The following is a 20,293-nucleotide window of genomic DNA, read 5'->3' on the forward strand; positions in this document are numbered from 1 at the left end:
CCTCGATCCCCAACCCCTAAATCCTATGTTCTTTGCTCTATGTTCTATGTTCTTCCCTTCGCTTATACTTAGGCCTATGTTGACGATTCGCCAAACAAGCATGTTGATAACCTTGCAGGATTCGGGGCGTACTGGGCTGCGGCATTGGGGCGTGCCTGCCAGCGGTGCACTCGATTGGCTGGCACATGGCCTTGCTAGTCGCTTGGTCGGGAATGCAGCCGAGCTGGCGAGCCTCGAAATAACTGGCGCAGGCGCACGGCTGTATTTCAGCGAATTAACAATCATTGCCTTGGTTGGTGCCGATTTAGGCGCAGAACTTGATGGCCAGCCAATTGCGCTTGGCCGAGCATGGTTGGTGCGGCCCAATAGCGAGTTATATTTTAGCCAACGCCGTAATGGCGCACGCTGCTATCTGGCAATTGCTGGTGGCTTCAACATTACGCCACAACTTGGCTCGCAAAGCTGTTTGCTTGGCGCACCATGGTCGGGCCATTTAGCGCAACCATTGAAAATCGGCGATCAATTAAGCTATAACCAACCAGATCTAAGTCTTGCAGGCCGCAGTTTGGACACAATGTCCAGCAGCACAAACCAAACTTCAATTCGCTATCTACCCAATCGCCAGCTAGCTAGCAAGCTTCAGCGTCATTTTCAAGCAGAAACGTGGTGCATTAGCAGCAAAAGCAATCGGATGGGCTATCGGTGCGAAGGCCAAGCATTAGCAGCCCCAGCCAATGCAGTGCGTTCGTTTGGGGTGGTATCAGGCACGATTCAGCTGCCCCCAGATGGTCAGCCGATTGTGCTTTTGGCCGATGCCCAGACCACTGGCGGCTATCCGGTGCTTGGGGTCGTGATTCGGGCCGATTTGCCTAAACTCGCTCAGCGCTTGCCTTCCGAGCATTTGCAATTTCAGCCGATTGGGCTTACACTAGCCGAACGCGCTTTTGCAGAACAACTTAATCTCCTCAAAACCAACTTCACGCCAGAACCAGACTTCATGGTTGCCCAAATCTAGCTTACCCCCAAGGTACTAGGCAGCTATCCCCCAAAAAGATTGTGCAAAAAGAAACAATAGCCCTAAAATGTGGGTAAGTGTGGGATAATGTGGGATAACTTTTTGGAATTTGTCAAATTAATTGTTTTTCCACAGCCATAATAACACAAATGTTCCAAATAATTATTAAACCCACTTGTTAATAAAAACACATGTTCTGAATACTATCCCCAAATTGCTTCAGTTACCCCCAAAAATGTGGATAACCATGTGGGATATGTGGGAAACTTGGGATATGTGGGATATGTTCATGGCCCGCAAATGATTGTGTATAATCGCCAAGGCAAGCGAGTGTCGCTGCTATTCGCATCTATTTGAGGCTTTTTATGCATATCTATCAGCTTGCAAAAGCGTTATTATTTCGTTTAGCCCCAGAAAAAGCTCATCGAATCACCACTGCTGGGCTTGATTTAGCCACCTATTTACCATTTTCCGCAAATTTATTCCGTTCATTTCATCACAATGATTCAATCCTTAAAACAAATTTGTGTGGGTTAACGTTCAATAATCCTGTTGGTTTAGCTGCTGGTTTTGATAAAGATGGCACACATATTCGTGGTATGCGCCAATTGGGCTTTGGTTTTTTGGAATTAGGTACAGTTACGCCTAAAGCACAAGCTGGCAACGAACAGCCACGTTTATTTCGTTTAATTGAAGATCAGGCATTAATTAACCGGATGGGATTTAATAATGCAGGAATTGAAGCATTGGCTCTACGTTTAGCCAAACAGCCGCGTTTAATTCCACTGGGGATTAATCTCGGCAAAAATAAAAATACCCCAAATGAACAAGCTGCTGATGATTATCGCCAAGGAATTAATCTGCTTGGTGAATATGCCGATTATCTTGTGATCAATATTTCTTCGCCCAATACGCCAGGCTTACGTGAACTTAGTCGGCGCGAACCATTAACCAAATTATTGCAGGTTGTGCAAACTGCGCGCCAACAATTACGTCATCAAGCGCCATTGTTCGTTAAACTTTCGCCCGATGAAGATCGCGCAGGCTTAGATGCAGCGCTTGGCGCGGCGCTCGATGCAGGCGTTGACGGCATTATCGCCACCAATACAACCGTAAGTCGTGCAGGCCTACGCTCGGCGAAGCAAAACGAAACTGGCGGATTAAGCGGTGCGCCGCTCAAAACCAAAGCCTTGGAAACCCTCAAATATATCTATCAAACAACCAACGGCAAGATACCGTTGATTGGAGTTGGTGGCATTGCGAGTGGCCACGATGCTTACGAACGGATTTTGGCTGGCGCGAGCGCAATCCAACTCTATACCAGCCTAATTTATGCTGGGCCACAATTGGTTAGTAAAATCAACCGTGAACTGGCGGCACTGTTGCGGCGCGATGGCTTTAATTCAATTCAAGCAGCGGTTGGGGCAGCAGTTTAGCACTAGAGAGGTGAACATAACTCACCCATATGGCAAAACCAAGATGACACCAGAGCATGACATAACTGGTTGCGCTGCTATAGGGGGCGTGGTAAGATGCAACGCAAGGGAGCGGCATTAATTCATAAGTATGCACCACGACGATGCATAGAAAGGTTTCAGCGTTATGGTTCGCGTCCAGGTTGATAGCATACGCTTTAGTCTACTCACACAACAACGGATTGTTGTCCTACGGGAGCTGAACAGCCGTCGCTATGTGACAATCTGGATCGGCCCGTTTGAAGCCGATGCAATTGCACTAGCCGTCCAAGGCCATGAGCCACCTCGCCCAATGACCCACGACCTGCTCTTGGCAACCGTCAAATCACTGGGTGGCACGATTCGCGAAGTTGTGGTTAGCGATTTCCGCGATAGCACCTTCTTCGCCCGCTTAGTAATCGATAACAATGGCCAAGCGATCGAGCTTGATTCACGTTCTAGCGATGCAATTGCCTTGGCAGTTCGCGCCGAAGCCCCTATTTTCGTGGCCGACCATGTGATGGACGAATTGGGCCATATGATGGACGACCAAGACGAAAGCGAAGATATTCCAACCACATCGGTTTCGCAGGCAGAGCCTGAGGCTGCCCCAACGACCGATGAAGAAGAGCTTTCGATCTTCCGCAAATTCATCGACTCAATCGATCCAGAATCTGATCAATAAGAAACCCTTACCCGCTCCTTTTGCCGTCACTGAAGCTTCAGTGGCGGCTTTTTTTGGCCCAAATCGGGCCTGCATGTTATCCACAGATTTCCACAGCTATCCACAGGCTCATGCAGCGCTCATGTTATCCAGAGGTTTTCCACCGCGTTATCAGCAGCTTTTCCACAAACCATCCACGATCAGGATCTACTATATCTAGGGCCATGTATCTGCTGAATATCCTAGATATAGCGTTATCCCTGTTTATTCGCTAGTTATCCCCAAAATTATCCACAAATTGGGGATAACTAGCCCTTTGCTGTGGAAAACTAGCCAACATGTGGACAAGCATGGGGAAACCATGTTGGCAGATCGTGCACAAGAATCCACAGCATGAGGCTATCCCCAAAAGCATGGGGAACATGGGGAAACTCTTCCACGATCTATCCCGATCAAATATGGCGCATTAGAAGAGCATGAAACGCGATCTTTCCACAAATCCACATGCTCTACTGTTAACGTCTATTTCATGATCCTAATTAAATAATATATTGGGGAAATCCCCAATGCTACGCATTGGATTAAGCCCAACAGAAAAAACGCAACTGAAGATTCAAATCAACAACATCAACCTAGCTCAATTCATAATTTTTCGGCTTTATCTATATATTTAGATGCTTATTTGCCTGTATTTAATCTGTGTAAATGCTTTTTAAAGTATGCTAGGATGTAGTTAGCCATTTCTAGTGAAGACGGAGCTTTGTTATGTCTGACGAGCAGCGAGCCACGATTCGGATTTTATTGGCCGAAGATAACGAACTTGTGGCCTTAACCATGGAAGAATATCTGACCGATTTGGGCTATCAGGTTGTAGGTGTTGCCCGCACCGGAACCCAAGCCTTGGAACTGGCGCGCCAATTAGACCCAGATATGGCGATTCTTGATGTGAAGTTGCCAGAATTGGAAGGAACCGAGGTTGCCGCACGGCTGTATGCTGAGCGTCCAATGCCGATTGTGATGGTTACCGCGTTTACCGACCGCGACACAATTCGCAAAGCTGAACGCGCTGGGGCCTTGGGATATTTAGTCAAACCAGTAACGATGGAAGCTCTAACGCCAGCGATCGATATTGCTTTAGCGCGGTTTGCCGAAATTCGGGCCTTGCGCCAAGAAGTCGATGCCTTGCACGAATCGCTGGAAGCACGCAAATTGATTGAACGAGCCAAGGGTATTTTGATGCAGCGCTTGAATATTAGCGAACACGATGCCTATGAGCGTTTGCGCCATCGTGCTCGTGAAAAACGGGTTAAACTCAAAGATGTAGCCCAAACTATTATCGATGCTGAAGCCTTGCTCTCATAATTGCCCCAGCATTGTTGTTGTTGTTTGAATTTGGTCTTTTTGCGCTATTCAACTAGGTTTGAAGCGCCCTTGTTGGAATAAACAAAGGCGCTTCAAGCGATTAATCGAGCACAACCACGGTGGGGTTTTGCTGATGAATTTTGACCTGAACTGTATCGCCAGCATCGGGAGCCTTGAGCAGCTCGAGGAAGGGATAGATTTTGAGCGTGGTTTGTTCGAGTTGTAATTCAAGCTCAAATTCGAAAATCCGGCGGCCATACGTGCCACGCAACCAACCGGTTGGCGTTGCGCTCAGCACCTTTGCGGTTTGAATTTGGCCGTTGAGCTTGGCCTCGCGTTCTGCTGGTGGGCTGTATAAGTGCATTCCATGGCGAATTGCCTTGAATATCAAACCTGCAATCAGAGCTAGCAGCAGCGTCATAGTGAGGCCAAGCGAAAAGCCCGCCATTTGGGCCGCGCCGACTGCGGGAATAAAAAGCGAAATCGCGAGCACTAACAACACTACATCAACCCACAAGCCGCGTAGGCGTTTGGCAACTGGCATAAATAGCATTCCTCAGCATTTAAATTTGCTTCATTTGCGATAGTGTAGCTGATTCTGCATTGTTTGAGGGAACCACAGGGGCTAAAAACCACCTGTGATTCCTAGATTGTTGTTATGCTTTAACCATCAACTTCGTGCTCTTCGTGTCCTTCGTGGTTCCGTGGCTCTGATGCCAAACGCTGTTTGTGCAATTGATTTATTGGCAGCTTGTAGCTAGGGCTTGGTTAATCACGGCAGGGCTTTGTTCAAGCGCTTCCAGCGCAAAACGTTGGATTTGCCAAGGCTGATCTGGCTCGGTGTTATTGCGATGCAGGGTCACACAGCCCACTTCAAATTGCAATTGCCCGGTTTTATCGGTGCTAAACCAAACCAGATTGGTCGAATAATAAATATTGCCAGCGCCAGCATCGCTTAAGGCTTGCGGGTTGATCAAGGCTTGGTTGAACTGTTTGGAATCAAATTGTTGACTCCAAGCCGCCACATCGCTGGCTGGTTGCTCGCGCCAATAGCTGAATGCTTGGGCATAATCTGCTTGATTGAGCGCATTCGTGTAGAGCGTGAGCAATTGTTCTGGGGTTTGGGCTGCGCTTGGTGGGCTGGTTGCTGGGCAAATTTGGCCAATGCGCTGGCTCAGGGTTTGTAGATCGTTGACCAGCTCGAATTGGCTGCCGCGAATTTGCCATGGCTCGCTTGGGCCATTGATATTAACTCGATGCAAATCGTAGCAACCAACAAAATATTGCCAACCTGCTTGGCGATCGTAGGCAATTAAGGCAGTTGCAACCCGCGCATGTTGGTTGCCAGCTCCTACATCAATCACAACATTGGGATTGACCAACACATCGACGCTGAGCGTTTGCTCGTAGCCTTGCTCGAATTGATCAAACGGCATTGGCTCAAGCTCAAAATAGCCATAGGCGCGTTGATATTCGGCCCGATTGACGGCGTTGTAAAAACTGGCCAACAAGCTCAATGGGCTTTGCTGATCGTCGAAAACAGCTACATTTGCTTTGCTTGGTGGTGCTGGTTCGGTAACGACAACCGCAGTTTCCCCCACTGCAGGAGCGACAGCAGCTTGGGTTGGGATTGGCTGAGTTGGCTCGCTGCTGGCAGCAGGAATACTGGCGGTTGCTTGTTCTGGCAGGGGTTGTATCGGTGTGGGGGTGCTATTGCTACAGGCCGTCAGCAATACAACTCCCAAAATAATCATCAGACGTGAATAACGATGCACGATGGCCTCCTTTCATCGTGCAGTATACGCCGCCTGCGATTCGTTCGGGGTGAGATTGCTATGATGCTATGCTGATAGAGTGATTATGCTTCGACTAAACGCATAATGATTTCGCCATCTTCAAATTCGCCGGTTGCCTCGAAGCCAACTTTTTGATAGAGCTTTTCGGCAACCGCATTGCCAGGCACATAACTCAGGCGAATTTCGCTGCGATACGATTTATGTTTGAGATGATCAATTACTGCCAGCAGCGCTGGTTTAGAATAGCCCTTGCCTTGGTGTTCAGCGCCAATCATAAAGCGAATAATCCAATCGTGGCCTGTTTCGGGATCGCGACCCATCAGCACAAAGCCCACCAAATCGGTATCCGCATAAATCGCCCGTGGCTCCCAATCGGGGTGAACATAGGCTTCGGCGACCGAAAACATATTTTGGGCCACAAATTGAGTTTGATCGTCGCGCACTTTGAGTTTAAGTACAGGCCGAAAGTTTTCCTCGGTAATTGGTTCTAAGCGAATCGTCGCCATGCTAAAACTCCTGTTCCAAATTATGAAGGATGAAGCCAAAAGCAAAAGTCAAAAGTCAAAAGCCAATGTTGAGCCACGAATTGCACGAATGCTTATTTTTAGCCACAGATTCGTATGATTATGTTCTCCTAGCCCAAAGCCAATAGCCCATAGCCCTCACTTCTCTGCGCCTCTGCGTTAAAGAGAATGTCTTTTAGCCACAGATTGGCACAGATTCGTATGATTATGTTCTCCTAGCCCAAAGCCCATAGCCCATAGCCCTCACTTTTCTGCGCCTCTGCGTTAAAGCAAAATCCCAAAGCCAAGAGCCAAAGGCTTAAAAAAAAGCGATGAAGGTTGGTGGGCCTTCATCGCTGGAACCGTGCTGCTAATTTAGTCGCCGCCAAGCAGGCTGCCGATGATGTTGCCACCAGCGCTGCCGCCGCCACTAGCTGGCATATATTCGGCCAGTTTCTTGGCAACGTTCATGACTGGCATGGTTTGCAGCCAAATTTTGCCGGGGCCGCGTAGGGTTGCAAGGAACAAACCTTCGCCACCAAACAGCATGTTCTTGAAGCCGCGCACCATTTCAATATCGAATTGGACGCTTGGCTCGTACATCGCCACGTGGCCAGTATCGACCTTCATCACTTGGCCTGGTTGCAAGTAGTATTCAACTACTTCGCCATCAAGCTCAGCAAAAACTACGCCTGGGCCGGTGGCTCGTTGCATAATAAAGCCTTCGCCACCAAACAAGCCTGCGCCTAATTTGCGGCGGAAGTGAATATCAAGCTGAACCGATTTTTCGGCACACATAAACGAGTCTTTTTGCATGATGATTTCTTGGCCAGGTGCGAGATGCAATGGCACAACCTTGCCAGGCATTTCGCTGGCAAACCCGATCAAGCCAGTGCCACCAGCAACCGTGAAATCGACGATGAACAACGATTCGCCAGAGAAGGCGCGTTTGAACATCTTGCCGATGCCACCACCAGAGTTGGTGTTCATCTGCACGTTGCCGCTCATCCACGACATGCCGCCACTTTCCGAGAAGATCATTTGGCCTGGATCAAGTTCGATGATCACCGCTTGCAGCACAGAGCCAATCACTTTGTAGCGCAAACCAGTGGTCATGCCACGGCCACTCAAAGCAACTTGTGGTTCGGGCAAATCAAGTGGGCGACCTGGTTCGCTGGCCACGGTGTATGCACCTTCTGGGGGTGCGCCATAGTTTGGCTGCGGTGGTGGCGGTGGATAGCCACCTTGTGGTTGATTGTAGTTGGGCTGGTTTGGAATTGGTTGACCCGTTTGGGGATCAAATTTAGGCCGATAGTCGTTCTCAGACATCACACGCTCCTCAATGCTAGCACAAAAAAGTGCAACACGATAGGTAAATTCATTGTACAACCTTCGTCTAGTACGTTCGGGTTTGGCCAAAGGTTGCTAGCTTGGTTACTGGTCTAGGTGGCAATTGCCATGCCTTGAGTAATCAGCCGCTTGCCGCTAAAGCTTAATCACGCAAACTATTGTAAGATAGCACGCAAATCTGAGAGAAGGAGCTTGCAATGGGCCGAGTAAAATTTGTAGATTGGCTCTTGATCGCGATTAACGGCCTTTTGGTTATTTTAGCGCTGCGTGGGCTGTATCACATTTATGCGGTTATTTCGTTTCCATATGATATTACCAATGGCGAAGGCTTTGTATTGCGTGATGCTGCGTTGCTTGCCCAGGGCTCTCCAATTTATCAACCGATTGAACAAAGCCCGTTTTTGGTTTCAAATTATCCACCACTCTTTGCTTGGCTCGCCTCGAAAATTATGTTGCTCACAGGACCGACATTTATTGCAACCAGATTGCTTTCAGCACTCGCTTTTACTGCTACCACAGGGTTAATTTTCTATGTGCTGCGTAAAAAGAATATTTCACTGAGATATTGCATTCTTGCTGGATTGCTCTTCTTTAATTCGATCTATGTCTTTTATTGGAGCGCTTGGGGCAGGGTTGATGGCTTGGCGGTTTGTTTTAGTTTGATCGCAATTATTGCGCTTGAGATTAAATTAAATACGCGTTCGGTGCTTTTGGCGGCGCTGGTGTGTTTTGCCGCAGTTGCTACCAAACAAAGTGCCTTAGCTGCGGTTGCAGCAATCGCGCTATATCTGCTGATTAATGATCGCAAGCTCCTGCTAATTTTTTTGAGTGCTTGGGCAAGCCTGCTCATTCCATCAATCCTTTGGTTGAATTCCAGTACCGACGGCGAATTTCTGCGCCATATCATCACCTATAACCAATTGGAATGGTATCCGCGCGTGTTTCTTGGCCAAGCCAAAAATTTTGTAGCCACCCATTTTATCTTCGTATTGGCTTATGTCTGGTTTGCGATTAAGTATTTCAAACGCGAGCAACTATTACTCATCTATGCAACAATTGTATTACTAACGACGATTTCAACAGGCCGCGATGGTGCTTCGACCAACTATTTTATTGAGTCGATTGCAATTACCGCGATTTTGCTTGGGATTATCAGCAAGGATATTTTAGAAAACTCCAACCTGCGATTACAAACTGGCTTTGCGATGCTGATTCTGCTACAAATTGGCTTTTTTGCCTTGCCAAATATCAAACCGGTTAGCTGGTTTAATAAAACTACGCCAGACTTTGGCCTGAATCCAAGCCAAGCAGATCGTCAAGCATGCGATCAACTCAATGCGTATATTCAAGCAGCTACAGGGCCGATTTTGGTTGAAAACCCAGGCTTTGCGGTGATCAATCGCAAAGAGGTGATTGGTAATGCGGCAGTGCTTAAGTTTTTTCGGCGCAAAGGATGGGATGCTCCAGTTGATAATTTTATTCAAACAATCGATGCCAAAACCTACGATTTGATTATTTTTCAAGGCGAGGCGTATGATCTTGATGTGTTGCAAGCAACTGATCGCAGCTACCACGAAATAGCGCGGATTGATTGCCTTGGTGAGTATGAAATCAAAGCGCCGAATCGCTAGGTGTAACGGTTCATTAGGTTAACTGCGTTTTGCCCCCTCACCCCCAACCCCTCTCCCGTGCGCGGGCGAGGGGCGTTCATGTGGTGGTTTTGCACCAATGCTTCGGCAAAACAACGGCTCCCCTCGCCCGCGTTCAGTGGGAGAGGGGCTGGGGGTGAGGGCATGCTCCTCGTTGTCAATCCAATGTACCAATACAGCTAGGCTTTTGGCCAAACCCGATTTGAATTGAGCTTTGGGCTTAAATTTGGGGCACTGGTTGCGCTTAATGCTGCTATGCGTTATGATGGTAGCGCGTTTCTACCGTTGTGGATGGGCAGAATCTGCCATCACAATGGTCTCCACCGACACACAAGGAGTTTCCAGCATGCGGCGTTTTGGAGCAATTCTGGCCTTTTTAATTGGCGCAGTTGTGGGTTTAGTTGGCGGCGCGGCCCTCTTGGCCTATGCGTATCAGGTGGCGGGTTTGTATCCCCCCGATGATGCCACGATTAAATTCATTGCCCAAGAACGGGGCTGGTTTGAAGCCAACGCTGGGGAAACACCTGCATCCTAAACCCACCCTGTTCGCCCAGTTGCCTCACTAAATCTTTTGCTTGTCCGCTGTTGAGGAGGTATCATTGTGGATACGCCATGGACAACACACTACGAGCCAACGGTCAAGCCCTCATTGCAATACTCCAGCGAGCCGTTGATTTCGTTATTGGATAACGCCGTTGCCAATTATCCCAATCAGGTGGCTACTAACTTTGTGCTGAAATATGTACTTGGTGGTCGGGTGGCAATTGGCGGTTCGCTGACCTATCGGCAATTGAAGGAAGCGGTTGATCGATTCGCGACGGCATTGCATGGGTTGGGCGTGCGCAAGGGCGATCGGTTTGCGATTATGCTGCCCAATACGCCACAATTTGTGATTGGCTTTTTTGCTGCACTGCGCTTAGGTGCGACCGTCGTCAATATTAACCCAACCTACTCACCCCGCGAACTCAAACACCAATTGGCCGATTCTGGAGCCGATTCGATTTTTGTGCTCAGCTCGTTCTACCCCAAAGTGCAAGAAATTTTGGCCGAAACGCCGCTCAAGCGGGTAATTGTGACCTATGTTCACGATGTTTTAGCCTTTCCCCAAAGCATGCTTGTGCGTCGCACCCAGCAAAAAGACCCAACGTGGGTTGAAATTACGCCCGATCGCACGACGCTCTTATTTAGCACGTTGTTGGCTGAATATCCACCAGCCCCGCCCAAAGTGGTGGTCGAGGGCCAAGATGTGGCGCTGTTTCAATATACCGGCGGCACAACTGGCGCACCAAAAGCTGCAATGCTAACCCACTACAACATTATGGCCAACACCAGCCAATTGTTGAATTGGATGAATGGCCTCAAGCCAGGCCAAGAGCGCGTGATGTGTGCAATTCCGTTTTTCCATGTCTATGGCATGACGGTTGGCATGTGTTTTGCGGTGGCAATCGGCGCAGAAATGATCATCATTCCTAATCCGCGCCCTGTCGATGGCGTACTCGAAGCCTTGCATACCGAGCGCGCGACGATCTTCCCGGGCGTGCCAGCACTCTACATTGGCATTATCAACCACAAAGATATTGATAAATACAATTTGCGCTCGATCAAAGCTTGTATCAGTGGCTCGGCAGCCTTGCCAATGGAAGTGCAAGAGAAATTTGGCGACCTGACGGGCGGGCGTTTGGTCGAAGGCTATGGCCTGACCGAAGCAGCGCCAGTTACCCACTGTAATCCAGTATTCGGTGTGCGTAAATCTGGCTCAATCGGCGTGCCAATGCCCGATGTCGAAGTGCAAATTTTGGATCTTGAGACCGAAGAGCCACTGGCGATTGGCTCAGAGCGCGAAGGCGAATTGCTGATTCGTGCGCCGCAAATTATGAAGGGCTATTGGGGTCGTGATGATGAAACTGCCAAGGTGCTGACCGAAGATGGTTGGCTGCGCACTGGCGATATTGTCAAAACCGATAGCGATGGCTACTTCTATGTCGTGGATCGCAAAAAAGACTTAATTATCGCTTCGGGCTATAATATTGTGCCACGCGAAGTTGAGGAAGTGCTGTTTATGCACCCAGCCGTGCTCGAAGCGGCGGTGGCAGGCATTCCAGATACCTATCGTGGCGAAACAGTTAAAGCCTTTGTGGTGCTCAAACCAGATGCAGCAGCCACGGCGAAAGAAATTCGCGACTTTTGCAAAGAAAATCTTGCGCCCTATAAAGTTCCTACTCAAGTAGAATTTATCGAGGAACTGCCCAAAACCCAAGTTGGCAAAGTGCTACGGCGGGTGTTGGTCGAGATGGAAAAGCAAAAGCAGGCTGAGCAAGTTCAACAGGAGGCAAGTTAGGCTAAACCTAACGTTGGGATATGCGTTCTCGCCATGAAGTTGCCGTGGTGCAATGCCCCGCTTGTGGGGCGCAATTCGATGCGCCCCTTTGGCTGATTCTCGATGGCGAGGAGCAGCCTGGTTTGTTGCAACAGCTGCTTGATGGCCGTTTGCGTGAAACCCAATGCCCCTATTGCGATGCGATTGGCTCGTTAATTGCGCCACTGCTCTATCACGATGCACGCTATGCGCAATTGATTTTGGCTTTGCCATTGTCGGTTGCGAGTGCTAGCGAGGCCGAAGCTTTGGCGCAGCATTTGGTTGGCTTGTTGCATCAGCAATTGCTGCTTGAACAACTGGCTGAGGCTGATTATTTGGGTCATGTGCAGCTCGCTGCTGACCTTGACGATTTGCAATCGATGCTTGATCATGCTGCCAAACAGCGCGCATTGCTGGCTTTTATGGCGACATCAGCATGGTCGTGGCCGCAACCAGCAACGATCGATTTGTTAAAAGACTTGCTGCAAAGCCATGACCCTGAGCAGCACCAAGCATTCTGGCAAAGCTTAACTGTTGCCCAACACTCTGACTTAACGTTGATGCTCGATCGCTTAGCCACAGTTGTGCCAATTGACAGTGGGCTTGGCGATTTTTTGCGTCGATTCATAGCCTAGCGAGAGCCGCATATGCCAATTTCATATAGCCAACCCTATGAACTTGTTTGCCCAACCTGCCAAACGCCGTTTGTGGCCGAAGCTTGGTTGATTGTTGATGCCGAGGAACGGCCTGATTTGGTGCAGGCGATTCGTGATGTAACCTTGCACGACACCCGTTGCCCAAGCTGTGGCCAAACTGGCGTTGTGCCTGCTCCTGTTTTGCTCCACGATCGGCGGGCGCGGGCGGTGTTGTTTGGCGTGCCCTACGAAATGCCCGAAGCCGAATGGAATGAATTGGCCCAAGGCTTGTTGTGGATGTTGATTGGCGCTTTGCCGCGCGAAGATCAATTGCCCTACCTTGGCAATGTGCAAGCAGAAGCTGGCGTTGCTGGCGTGGCCGAGGCCCTCGATCTGCTCAATTACACGCCACAATCGGCTGCCGAAGCGATTGGCGATGCGCTTGGCTCCGATGATTCAGAAGATTTGCCGCCTCTGGCCGAGGCGATTATGCGCATGCTGGCTGCTGATACACCCGAAGAATTGCAAGCTGTGTTGCATGAATATCCCTTCTTGCTTGATGAAGCGATGGACGAGGGCTTGGCTGGTTTGGCTGAAGCAGCGGTTGACGCTGGCGAATTTGAAATTAGCCAAGCCTTTGAGCGCGCCAGAATTAGCTTAACGCAATTGCGCCAAACCCTTGATCAATCGAGCCAAAGCCGCGCCAACCAGAAGCCAACTGCTACGGTTGTACAAGCAAGCGCTCCGCCACCAGCCAATTGGCATACAATTCGGCGGGCAGTCTTGGCTTGTGAAGATGCCAGCGAGTTGGCTGCCTTGCGCGCCGAATATCCAATTTTGGCCAGTGCAGATGCAGATGCGTGGTTGGCCGAAGAGCAACAAGCGCTGCGCGATGTTGGCGATTTGGGTGGCGCACAACTGATTGGCGAAGCTCGAGCCGTTTTGCGCGGCGAACGCTAAATTAAGAACATCGAGCAAAGAACATAGGGGCCGGGGATCGGTTGTTGGGGATCGGGGATCGGGAGAACATAGAGCAAAGAACATAGAATATAGGGGTCGGGGGTCGGTTGTTGGGGATCGGGAGAGGGAGAACATAGAGCAAAGAACATAGAACATAGGGACTGGGGATCGGTTGTTGGGGATCGGGAACTGATAGCATATCGTAGAATAAGATTTTGGGCTTTAGGCTATCGGAACATGGTGTGATGTTCAAATCAGCGATCCAATAGCCAAATCTCCCGATCCCCAGCCCCCAACAACTGATCCCCATCTACAAGGAGTTGATTATGCAAGAATTCTTTGAATTTCGGTTAATTCCACGGGTGCTGTATAAAGCTGGCTTGGTGGCTGAAATGGGCGCTGAATTAAGCTCGCTTGGCGCAACCAAAGGGTTTATTGTCACCGATGCTGGTTTGGTCAAATCTGGTTTGGTTGAGCAAGTACAACAAGCCTTGGCCGAAACGATCGAGATTGTTGGCGTGTATAGCGATGTGCCACCGAATTCATCAGTTGCGGTCGTCGAAGCTGCTGCTGCCCAAGCCCGCGAGGCGGGAGCTGATCTGTTGATCGCACTTGGTGGCGGCTCGCCGATTGATACCGCCAAAGCGATGCGGATTGTGATCACCGAAGGCGGCAACCTGCTCGATTACGAAGGGATTAATGTGCTTGAACGGCGCTTAATTCCGATGGTGGCGATTCCAACGACGGCTGGTACTGGCTCCGAAGCCAGCAACTTTGCCGTGATCAAAGATGAAGTTAATAACGTCAAGCTCTCGTTTACCAGCCCATATCTCGCGCCAGAGTTGGCAATTCTCGACCCGCACGTAACCCAAAGCTTGCCACCGCATTTGGCCGCCGCCACGGGCATGGACGCGCTGACCCATTGTTTTGAAACCTATGTCTCGACCGAAGCTGAGCCAATGAGTGATGCCTTGGCCTTGGGCGCAATCGAGATCGTTTCTAATTATCTGCGTGATGCAACCCACCACGGCCCGACCAACGAAGAAGCGCGCGGCCAAATGTTAATTGCCTCGTGTATGGCGGGGATTGCCTTCACCAACTCATATTTGGGCGCGGTGCATGCCTTGGCTCATGCCACTGGCGGCCATTTTCCTTTGCATCATGGCTTGCTGAATTCAATTTTCTTGCCGCATGTGGTAGCATTCAACGCCAACACCGTGCCCGATCGCTATGCGCGGATTGCGCGAGCCTTTGGGATCAACACTGGCGGGCGGCCTCGCGAAGAAGTAATCGACGATTTGATTGCAGGCTTACGCCAATTGGCTAGTGATTGTGGCCTGATTACCCAATTGCGCGATTTGGGCATTCCCGAAGAGGCCTTGCCAATGTTGGCGGAACAGGCATTTAGCGATGGTGCGGTCTATCATAATCCGTTGGCACCATCAGTTGAAGATTTACTGGGGATTTTGCAAGCAGCATGGTAGTTGATACACTGAATGTATTAAGCCAGCGTCGCCAGTGGTTGACGCTGGTTACGTTGTTAATTGGCCTATTAATTGGCTTGGGGCTTGTATCCAATCGCCAATGGCAAGTGCCGTTGAATATTGGCTTGGAAGAGGGCATTAATAACGATGCTCCGTTTGTGGTGGGCTTTAATGCTGGCGAACAATTGCCCGACCGTTCAGCGCGCTATCGTTGGTCAAGCCTGAATGCAGAATTGCGCTTTCCGTATGTGGCGCAACGCAACTATTGGCTCGATTTGCCACAACTCACCGGCAACCCAGCAAATTTGATCATCGGCACCAGCCAATTTTCCAGCACTGCTGGGCGGGTTTTGCACGTGCTGCTACCTGCAGATGCTGCTGGCAACGTGGCGATCAAGGTTGATCAGCCGATTGCTGGCGACGACCCGCGTGAATTGGGTGCGGCGTTTAGCGGTGGCCAATTGAGCAGCAGCGGCTGGGCTTGGCCTGCACTTTGGCCAACCTTGGCATGGCTGTTTTTGCTCACAACGCTTGGCCTAAGCATTCTTTGGCTTGGTGGTTCGAGCCTTGAAATTGGCTTGGCGGTGGGCTTAACGGGCTTGGGCATTGTGGCGGCGACGTGGTTTGCGCCATTGCGCGCGAGCTATGCAGCGCCAGCGGTTGCCCAAACAACCTTATATGGCTTGGCTGCACTTTTGCTGTTGCGCTGGGCCTTGCCGCCAATGTTGCAGCGCTTGGGATTAGAAGTAAATCGCGATGTGTTGCGTTGGCTCATTTTGGCGACCGTGCTGGTGTGGTCGCTCAAGTTGGGCGGGCGTTTGCTGCTCGAACATATGCCAGGCGATATTGGCTTTCATCGCAACCGCATTCATGCGACCAATCTTGGCGATTTGTTTCGACCATCGCGCCACCGTGGTATCGATTTTCCCTATCCGCCAGTGTTGTATGCCTTGTTGCAACCATTGACCTTGAGTGGAATTTCGGCTGAGTGGTTGTTGCAATTAACCGCTGCTGCTTGCGAAGCCTTGGCCTTGCCTGTGTTGTTTTGCTTGGGCTTGCGGGCAACTGGCTCATATCGTGGGTCGCTGATCGGCGCAATCATCTATGGGCTAGTGCCAGCTGGCTTTATGACCAACGCTTGGTCGTTTGATTCACATATTTTTAGCCAATTTGTGGCCTTGCTGCTGGCGACGTTTATGGTTTGGACGTGGGAACATTGGCACGAGCGGCGGAATTGGCTTTGGATAACGCTTGGCTTGAGCACGATTGCCCTCGGCCACTTTGGCTTTTATCTCAACACTGGCTTGATGGGCGGTTTGTTGGTGCTATGGCTCTGGTGGCGTGGCCCACGTTCGCAGGGCTGGGCACTTTTAGCCAGCCTTGTGGCAACCCAAGTGCTCGTCTGGGCGGTCTATTACTCAAGTTTTATCGGGCTATTTTTGCAGCAAGGCCAATCGTTTGCCGAAGGCGGCATGAACGCAGTCAATCAGCGCGAAGCTGTGCCGCGCATGCAATTGCTGTGGGATATGATTGAGCTTGGCTTTTGGCGACACTATGGCTTGTTGCCGGTGTTGATTGCACCATTTGGCTGGTGGCTGGCGCGCAAGCATCGTGGTTTGCAGTTGGTAGCTGGCGCAACCTTTGTGGTTAGCCTCGTTTTGGCGGCCTTTCCAATTATCAATGGCTCGACCATTACCACGCGTTGGTTGATGTTTAGCGCTTGGGCGATTGCCCTCACCACGGGGATTGCGCTCGATTGGCTGTGGCAACGCACGCGCTGGGGCCGTTGGCCTGCAATTCTCATTACCAGCGGTTGTGCAATTTTTGGCATGATTATTTGGTTTGCAGCCATGGTCTATAAAATTCGCCCACCGGAACCGTTTTAAGAAGGATGAAGGATGAATTATGAGGGATGAAAGAGAAGTCAGAAGTCAGAAGTCAGAAGTCAGAAGTCAGAATTGGGGATCGGCTAGTTGGGCATTAAATTGAAATCATACAAATCTGTGCCAATCTGTGGCAAAAATAAGCTTCGCAGTTGCTGACTTTCGTGAATCAGATATTTTAACGCAGAGGCGCAGAGAAACGATGGCTTTTGGCTATGGGTTTTGGGAACATAATCATCTGAGCTAATCTGTGCAATCTGTGGCTAAAAAACATTCGCGTTTTTCGCGGTTGTTGGCTTCCGTCGATTGGGATGTTAACGCAGAGGCGCAGAGAAACGATGGCTATCGGCTGTTGGCTTTTGGCTATGGGTTTTGGGAACATAATCATCTGAGCTAATCTGTGCAATCTGTGGCTAAAACTCAGCCTTCGCGATCTTCGTGTGCCTTCGTGCCCTTCGTGGATCAACAATTCCTATGTTCTATGTTCTATGCTCTATGTTCTAACTATGCTAAAGATTGAAGTATTTGGCGATAGTGCCTTATTGATTACAACCGCGCAGCCAGCCCAATTGGCGTTGGCGTTGCGCAATGCCCACGTTTTTGGGGTTCTTGATGTGGTTGCAGGCTTGGAAACCGTCACTGTTGGGTTTGATTTGGCTCACACCAATGCTCGCCAAGTGCGGCGCACGATTCATCGGCTCCACATCACCCAACAAACCTTGCCAACCCCAACTATTCATCGAATTCCGCTGCGCTACGATGGCGTTGATTTGGCCGAGGTTGCCGAACGCTGCTCGTTGAGCATCGAGCAGGCGATTGCGTTGCATTCGCAGGCTGAATATCGGGTGGCAATGGTTGGCTTTTTGCCTGGCTTTCCCTATCTTGATGGCTTGCCGGTGGCCTTGCATTTGCCGCGCCGCGCCACACCACGCGCCAAGGTTGCTGCTGGCTCGGTTGCGATTGCCAACGATCAAACCGGCATTTACCCGCAAAGCTCGCCTGGTGGCTGGCATATTTTGGGTACAACGCCTTTGCGCTTGTTTGATGCGGCTGCTACGCCAGCTGCTCTGCTCAATGCTGGCGATATAGTTTATTTTGAACCGATAGCTGAGGGATGAGGGATCAGGGGCTAGGGATCGGGCGCTGCTTCTATGCTAATAGCCTATGGCCCCATCATAATAATCTGTGCAATCTGTGGCTAACGGAAAGGATGAAGGATAAATTATGAGGGATGAAGGATCAAACCAATAGCCCATAGCCAATAGCCCATAGCCACGCAATATCGGACTTTTGGCGGAACCAGCATCGCCAGTAAGCCTCACGGGCTGCTGAGCCTTCGTGGTATAATGGGCCTATTGACGTTGACGAAATCCGTGGTTTGGGTATTTTTGTTCTTCAGAGAGCCGCAGCTGCTGCGATTGCGGTGAACATTGCCAAACTATCCAATTTCCGAGTCCTAACGCCTCGCGTTCGGGTTGCTTCCGTTAGCAAGCTTTTCGAGGTTGTTGCCATGCAACGACGAACGAAGGTGGCACCACGAGAGTTTACGCTCTTCGTCCTTCTCTAGGGACGAGGAGCGTTTTTAATTGGCGAAATTTTTACTCAACCAAGCGTTTGAGGTTTTTTATGTCATGGGAAATCGGCTTAGTTACCTTCGGTAGCATTCTTGGCTTGATCATTATTCTCTGGATTTTTAGCCGTTTGGCGTGGGGTGGTGGCATGCAACAACCATCATACGACTTGCTCAACCCCACCAAAGAGCGGCCAATCAGCACCCAATTTGCCCAACCAGACCAAGAATCGATTGTGGTGCGCTGTAAACAATGTAATTTTAGTCATGCGCTGCCTGAGATTAGCAAAATGCCAGCTTTTTTGGCTGAGGTTGCCCAAGCTAGTAGCGAAAGTGGCGAGCTTAAATCGATCTGTCCGCATTGTGAAGGTGTGCTGCAAAGCTGGATTCGCCAAGCAATTGTGCATCAAGGCAGCCACCAAGTGCTTGAATTTGCAGTCTTGCGGCGCGGTCAACGCCGCTTGTACGAAATTGAAACAATTATCTATAGCTCATTGGGCGAAATTCCCCAGCCTCAGCGGGGCTTGGCAGCAGAAGCGCTGAATGAGCCAGAACCAGAGGAATCTGTATGATTATTCGTGGCGATGCAGCCAATTTAATCCATAATCGCGAAGGACGACTCGCCCCCGACCAAAAAAGCCAGCTCCAAGCAATGCGAGCATTTCGCGTGCCATTTTTGCCAATGCTGTTTGTTGGTTTAGCCTTGATGGGGGTTGGCATATCGCGCGCCGATGTGCTTGGCTGGGTTGTGGTGGCTTTAGGTGCGGTGCTGCTTTTCAATGCTTGGACACGTCGTCAAAGCCAAGCTGCGCTCAAAACTGGCGTTGTGCAGGCGATTAGCGGCCAGCTGGAAAAAATTCGGCCAGTGCCCTTTGCCATGTTTGAATCAGAGTTGGTAATCAACAAACGCTCGTATGCGCTTTTGGCCAAATTAGGCGAGCAGCCGCTGACCGTCGGCCAAAACTATACAATTTATGTCGCCAAAGGCGTTTCGCGCATGGGCATTATTGTGGCGGTTGAAACAGCATGAGCAAGCGTCAATCCAAACGCCCAAGCGGCGAAGCACTAACCAAAATTCTCGAACACAACGCCCAACTTGCGCCGCAGCAAACGAGCGATCTGGTTTGGGGCATCAAGGACGAGTTGCAAAGCAATCGCCGTGGTGAGTTGCACCCTGATCAACTCAAGCGCATTTTGAAAATCTCGATTTTTGATATTTGGATTCGCTTGGCCTTTGGTGGTTTTTTTCTGGTTTTTGCCCTGACCCAACGCACCAACTCTTGGCAATTTTGGGTTCCCTTGGCAATCGCATTGTTTCCATTAATTAGCGCAATTAATGGCGCTTTAGCTCGTCAACGCTTGAAAAAGGCCAAAGTTGAAACCATCGAAGGCAGCGTTAATCAGGTTAAGGTGCATCGCTCGGAGGCCGTTTCGGCCACTTTGCACCGCGATAGTTTATATATGTTTTTGCTCAACGATCAACACAGCAAAACGCTGCCCAAGCCCGAGCAAGCCTATCGCTTCTATGTGGCATTTGGCGTGATTCGGCCAGGGATTGTCGTAGCAATTGAAGCAGTAGATCAAGTTCCCGCGTCAAGCGACGCATAGCTAT

At 50.0% G+C, this 20,293-nt stretch carries 19 protein-coding genes; 15 read left to right on the top strand and 4 right to left on the bottom strand.

Going from position 1 to position 20,293, the window contains the following annotated elements; genetic code table 11:
- Positions 1-76 precede the first annotated feature (76 nt).
- From C5S61_RS23445 to C5S61_RS23460, 4 genes are all read left to right on the top strand, one after another.
- A complete protein-coding gene (locus C5S61_RS23445) occupies positions 77-1,015 on the top strand; it encodes a 5-oxoprolinase subunit C family protein (RefSeq protein WP_164689745.1) in 939 nt (312 codons plus the stop codon).
- Between the two features lie 365 nt (positions 1,016-1,380).
- Entirely contained in the window at positions 1,381-2,451 is a 1,071-nt protein-coding gene (locus tag C5S61_RS23450) for a quinone-dependent dihydroorotate dehydrogenase (RefSeq protein ID WP_110519471.1), read from the top strand.
- 166 nt (positions 2,452-2,617) lie between these two features.
- On the top strand, positions 2,618-3,154 hold the full coding sequence (locus tag C5S61_RS23455) for a bifunctional nuclease family protein (protein WP_110519473.1): 537 nt from the start codon (positions 2,618-2,620) through the stop codon (positions 3,152-3,154).
- 744 nt (positions 3,155-3,898) lie between these two features.
- Positions 3,899-4,495 (top strand): ANTAR domain-containing response regulator, encoded by a 597-nt coding sequence (locus C5S61_RS23460; RefSeq protein WP_054532812.1) that lies wholly within the window; start codon positions 3,899-3,901, stop codon positions 4,493-4,495.
- 100 nt (positions 4,496-4,595) lie between these two features.
- Here C5S61_RS23460 and C5S61_RS23465 read toward each other — a convergent pair whose 3' ends face one another.
- The 4 genes from C5S61_RS23465 to C5S61_RS23480 all read right to left on the bottom strand — a co-directional run bounded on the left by C5S61_RS23465 (position 4,596) and on the right by C5S61_RS23480 (position 8,123).
- Positions 4,596-5,039 carry a hypothetical protein gene (locus C5S61_RS23465; RefSeq protein ID WP_110519475.1) on the bottom strand — a complete coding sequence of 148 codons (444 nt, stop codon included), beginning with the start codon at positions 5,037-5,039 and terminating at the stop codon, positions 4,596-4,598.
- A 196-nt stretch (positions 5,040-5,235) separates the two neighbouring features.
- Positions 5,236-6,270 carry a hypothetical protein gene (locus C5S61_RS23470; protein WP_124033497.1) on the bottom strand — a complete coding sequence of 345 codons (1,035 nt, stop codon included), beginning with the start codon at positions 6,268-6,270 and terminating at the stop codon, positions 5,236-5,238.
- Positions 6,271-6,353: 83 nt separating this feature from the next.
- Positions 6,354-6,797, bottom strand: coding sequence for a GNAT family N-acetyltransferase (locus tag C5S61_RS23475; RefSeq protein WP_110519479.1), 444 nt, complete (start codon positions 6,795-6,797; stop codon positions 6,354-6,356).
- 372 nt (positions 6,798-7,169) lie between these two features.
- Positions 7,170-8,123: a TIGR00266 family protein gene (locus C5S61_RS23480; protein WP_110519481.1), complete on the bottom strand. Its 954-nt coding sequence runs from the start codon at positions 8,121-8,123 to the stop codon at positions 7,170-7,172.
- A 218-nt stretch (positions 8,124-8,341) separates the two neighbouring features.
- Here C5S61_RS23480 and C5S61_RS23485 point away from each other — a divergent pair, with 218 nt between their 5' ends.
- The 11 genes from C5S61_RS23485 to C5S61_RS23535 all read left to right on the top strand — a co-directional run bounded on the left by C5S61_RS23485 (position 8,342) and on the right by C5S61_RS23535 (position 20,289).
- Entirely contained in the window at positions 8,342-9,775 is a 1,434-nt protein-coding gene (locus tag C5S61_RS23485; RefSeq protein ID WP_110519483.1) for a glycosyltransferase family 39 protein, read from the top strand.
- Positions 9,776-10,139: 364 nt separating this feature from the next.
- Positions 10,140-10,328, top strand: coding sequence for a hypothetical protein (locus C5S61_RS23490; RefSeq protein WP_110519485.1), 189 nt, complete (start codon positions 10,140-10,142; stop codon positions 10,326-10,328).
- Between the two features lie 66 nt (positions 10,329-10,394).
- Positions 10,395-12,131 carry a long-chain-fatty-acid--CoA ligase gene (locus C5S61_RS23495; RefSeq protein ID WP_110519487.1) on the top strand — a complete coding sequence of 579 codons (1,737 nt, stop codon included), beginning with the start codon at positions 10,395-10,397 and terminating at the stop codon, positions 12,129-12,131.
- A gap of 20 nt (positions 12,132-12,151) precedes the next feature.
- Positions 12,152-12,784: a CpXC domain-containing protein gene (locus C5S61_RS23500; RefSeq protein WP_110519490.1), complete on the top strand. Its 633-nt coding sequence runs from the start codon at positions 12,152-12,154 to the stop codon at positions 12,782-12,784.
- A gap of 12 nt (positions 12,785-12,796) precedes the next feature.
- Entirely contained in the window at positions 12,797-13,744 is a 948-nt protein-coding gene (locus C5S61_RS23505; protein ID WP_110519492.1) for a CpXC domain-containing protein, read from the top strand.
- Between the two features lie 326 nt (positions 13,745-14,070).
- Entirely contained in the window at positions 14,071-15,228 is a 1,158-nt protein-coding gene (locus tag C5S61_RS23510; RefSeq protein WP_110519494.1) for an iron-containing alcohol dehydrogenase, read from the top strand.
- A complete protein-coding gene (locus C5S61_RS23515) occupies positions 15,222-17,114 on the top strand; it encodes a glycosyltransferase family protein (protein ID WP_110519496.1) in 1,893 nt (630 codons plus the stop codon). Before C5S61_RS23510 ends, C5S61_RS23515 begins: the two co-directional genes overlap by 7 nt.
- Positions 17,115-17,617: 503 nt before the next feature.
- Positions 17,618-18,229, top strand: a complete 612-nt coding sequence (gene pxpB, locus C5S61_RS23520; RefSeq protein WP_164689746.1) for a 5-oxoprolinase subunit PxpB — start codon at positions 17,618-17,620, stop codon at positions 18,227-18,229.
- A 508-nt stretch (positions 18,230-18,737) separates the two neighbouring features.
- Positions 18,738-19,253 carry a hypothetical protein gene (locus C5S61_RS23525; protein ID WP_110519500.1) on the top strand — a complete coding sequence of 172 codons (516 nt, stop codon included), beginning with the start codon at positions 18,738-18,740 and terminating at the stop codon, positions 19,251-19,253.
- Positions 19,250-19,711 (top strand): hypothetical protein, encoded by a 462-nt coding sequence (locus tag C5S61_RS23530; protein WP_110519502.1) that lies wholly within the window; start codon positions 19,250-19,252, stop codon positions 19,709-19,711. The genes C5S61_RS23525 and C5S61_RS23530 overlap by 4 nt, the downstream gene beginning before the upstream one ends.
- The gene (locus C5S61_RS23535; protein WP_110519504.1) at positions 19,708-20,289 is read left to right on the top strand and encodes a hypothetical protein; all 582 of its coding nucleotides are present in this window, start codon (positions 19,708-19,710) and stop codon (positions 20,287-20,289) included. The genes C5S61_RS23530 and C5S61_RS23535 overlap by 4 nt, the downstream gene beginning before the upstream one ends.
- Positions 20,290-20,293: the final 4 nt, after the last annotated feature.

The organism is Herpetosiphon llansteffanensis (assembly GCF_003205875.1).
Lineage (GTDB): Bacteria > Chloroflexota > Chloroflexia > Chloroflexales > Herpetosiphonaceae > Herpetosiphon > Herpetosiphon llansteffanensis.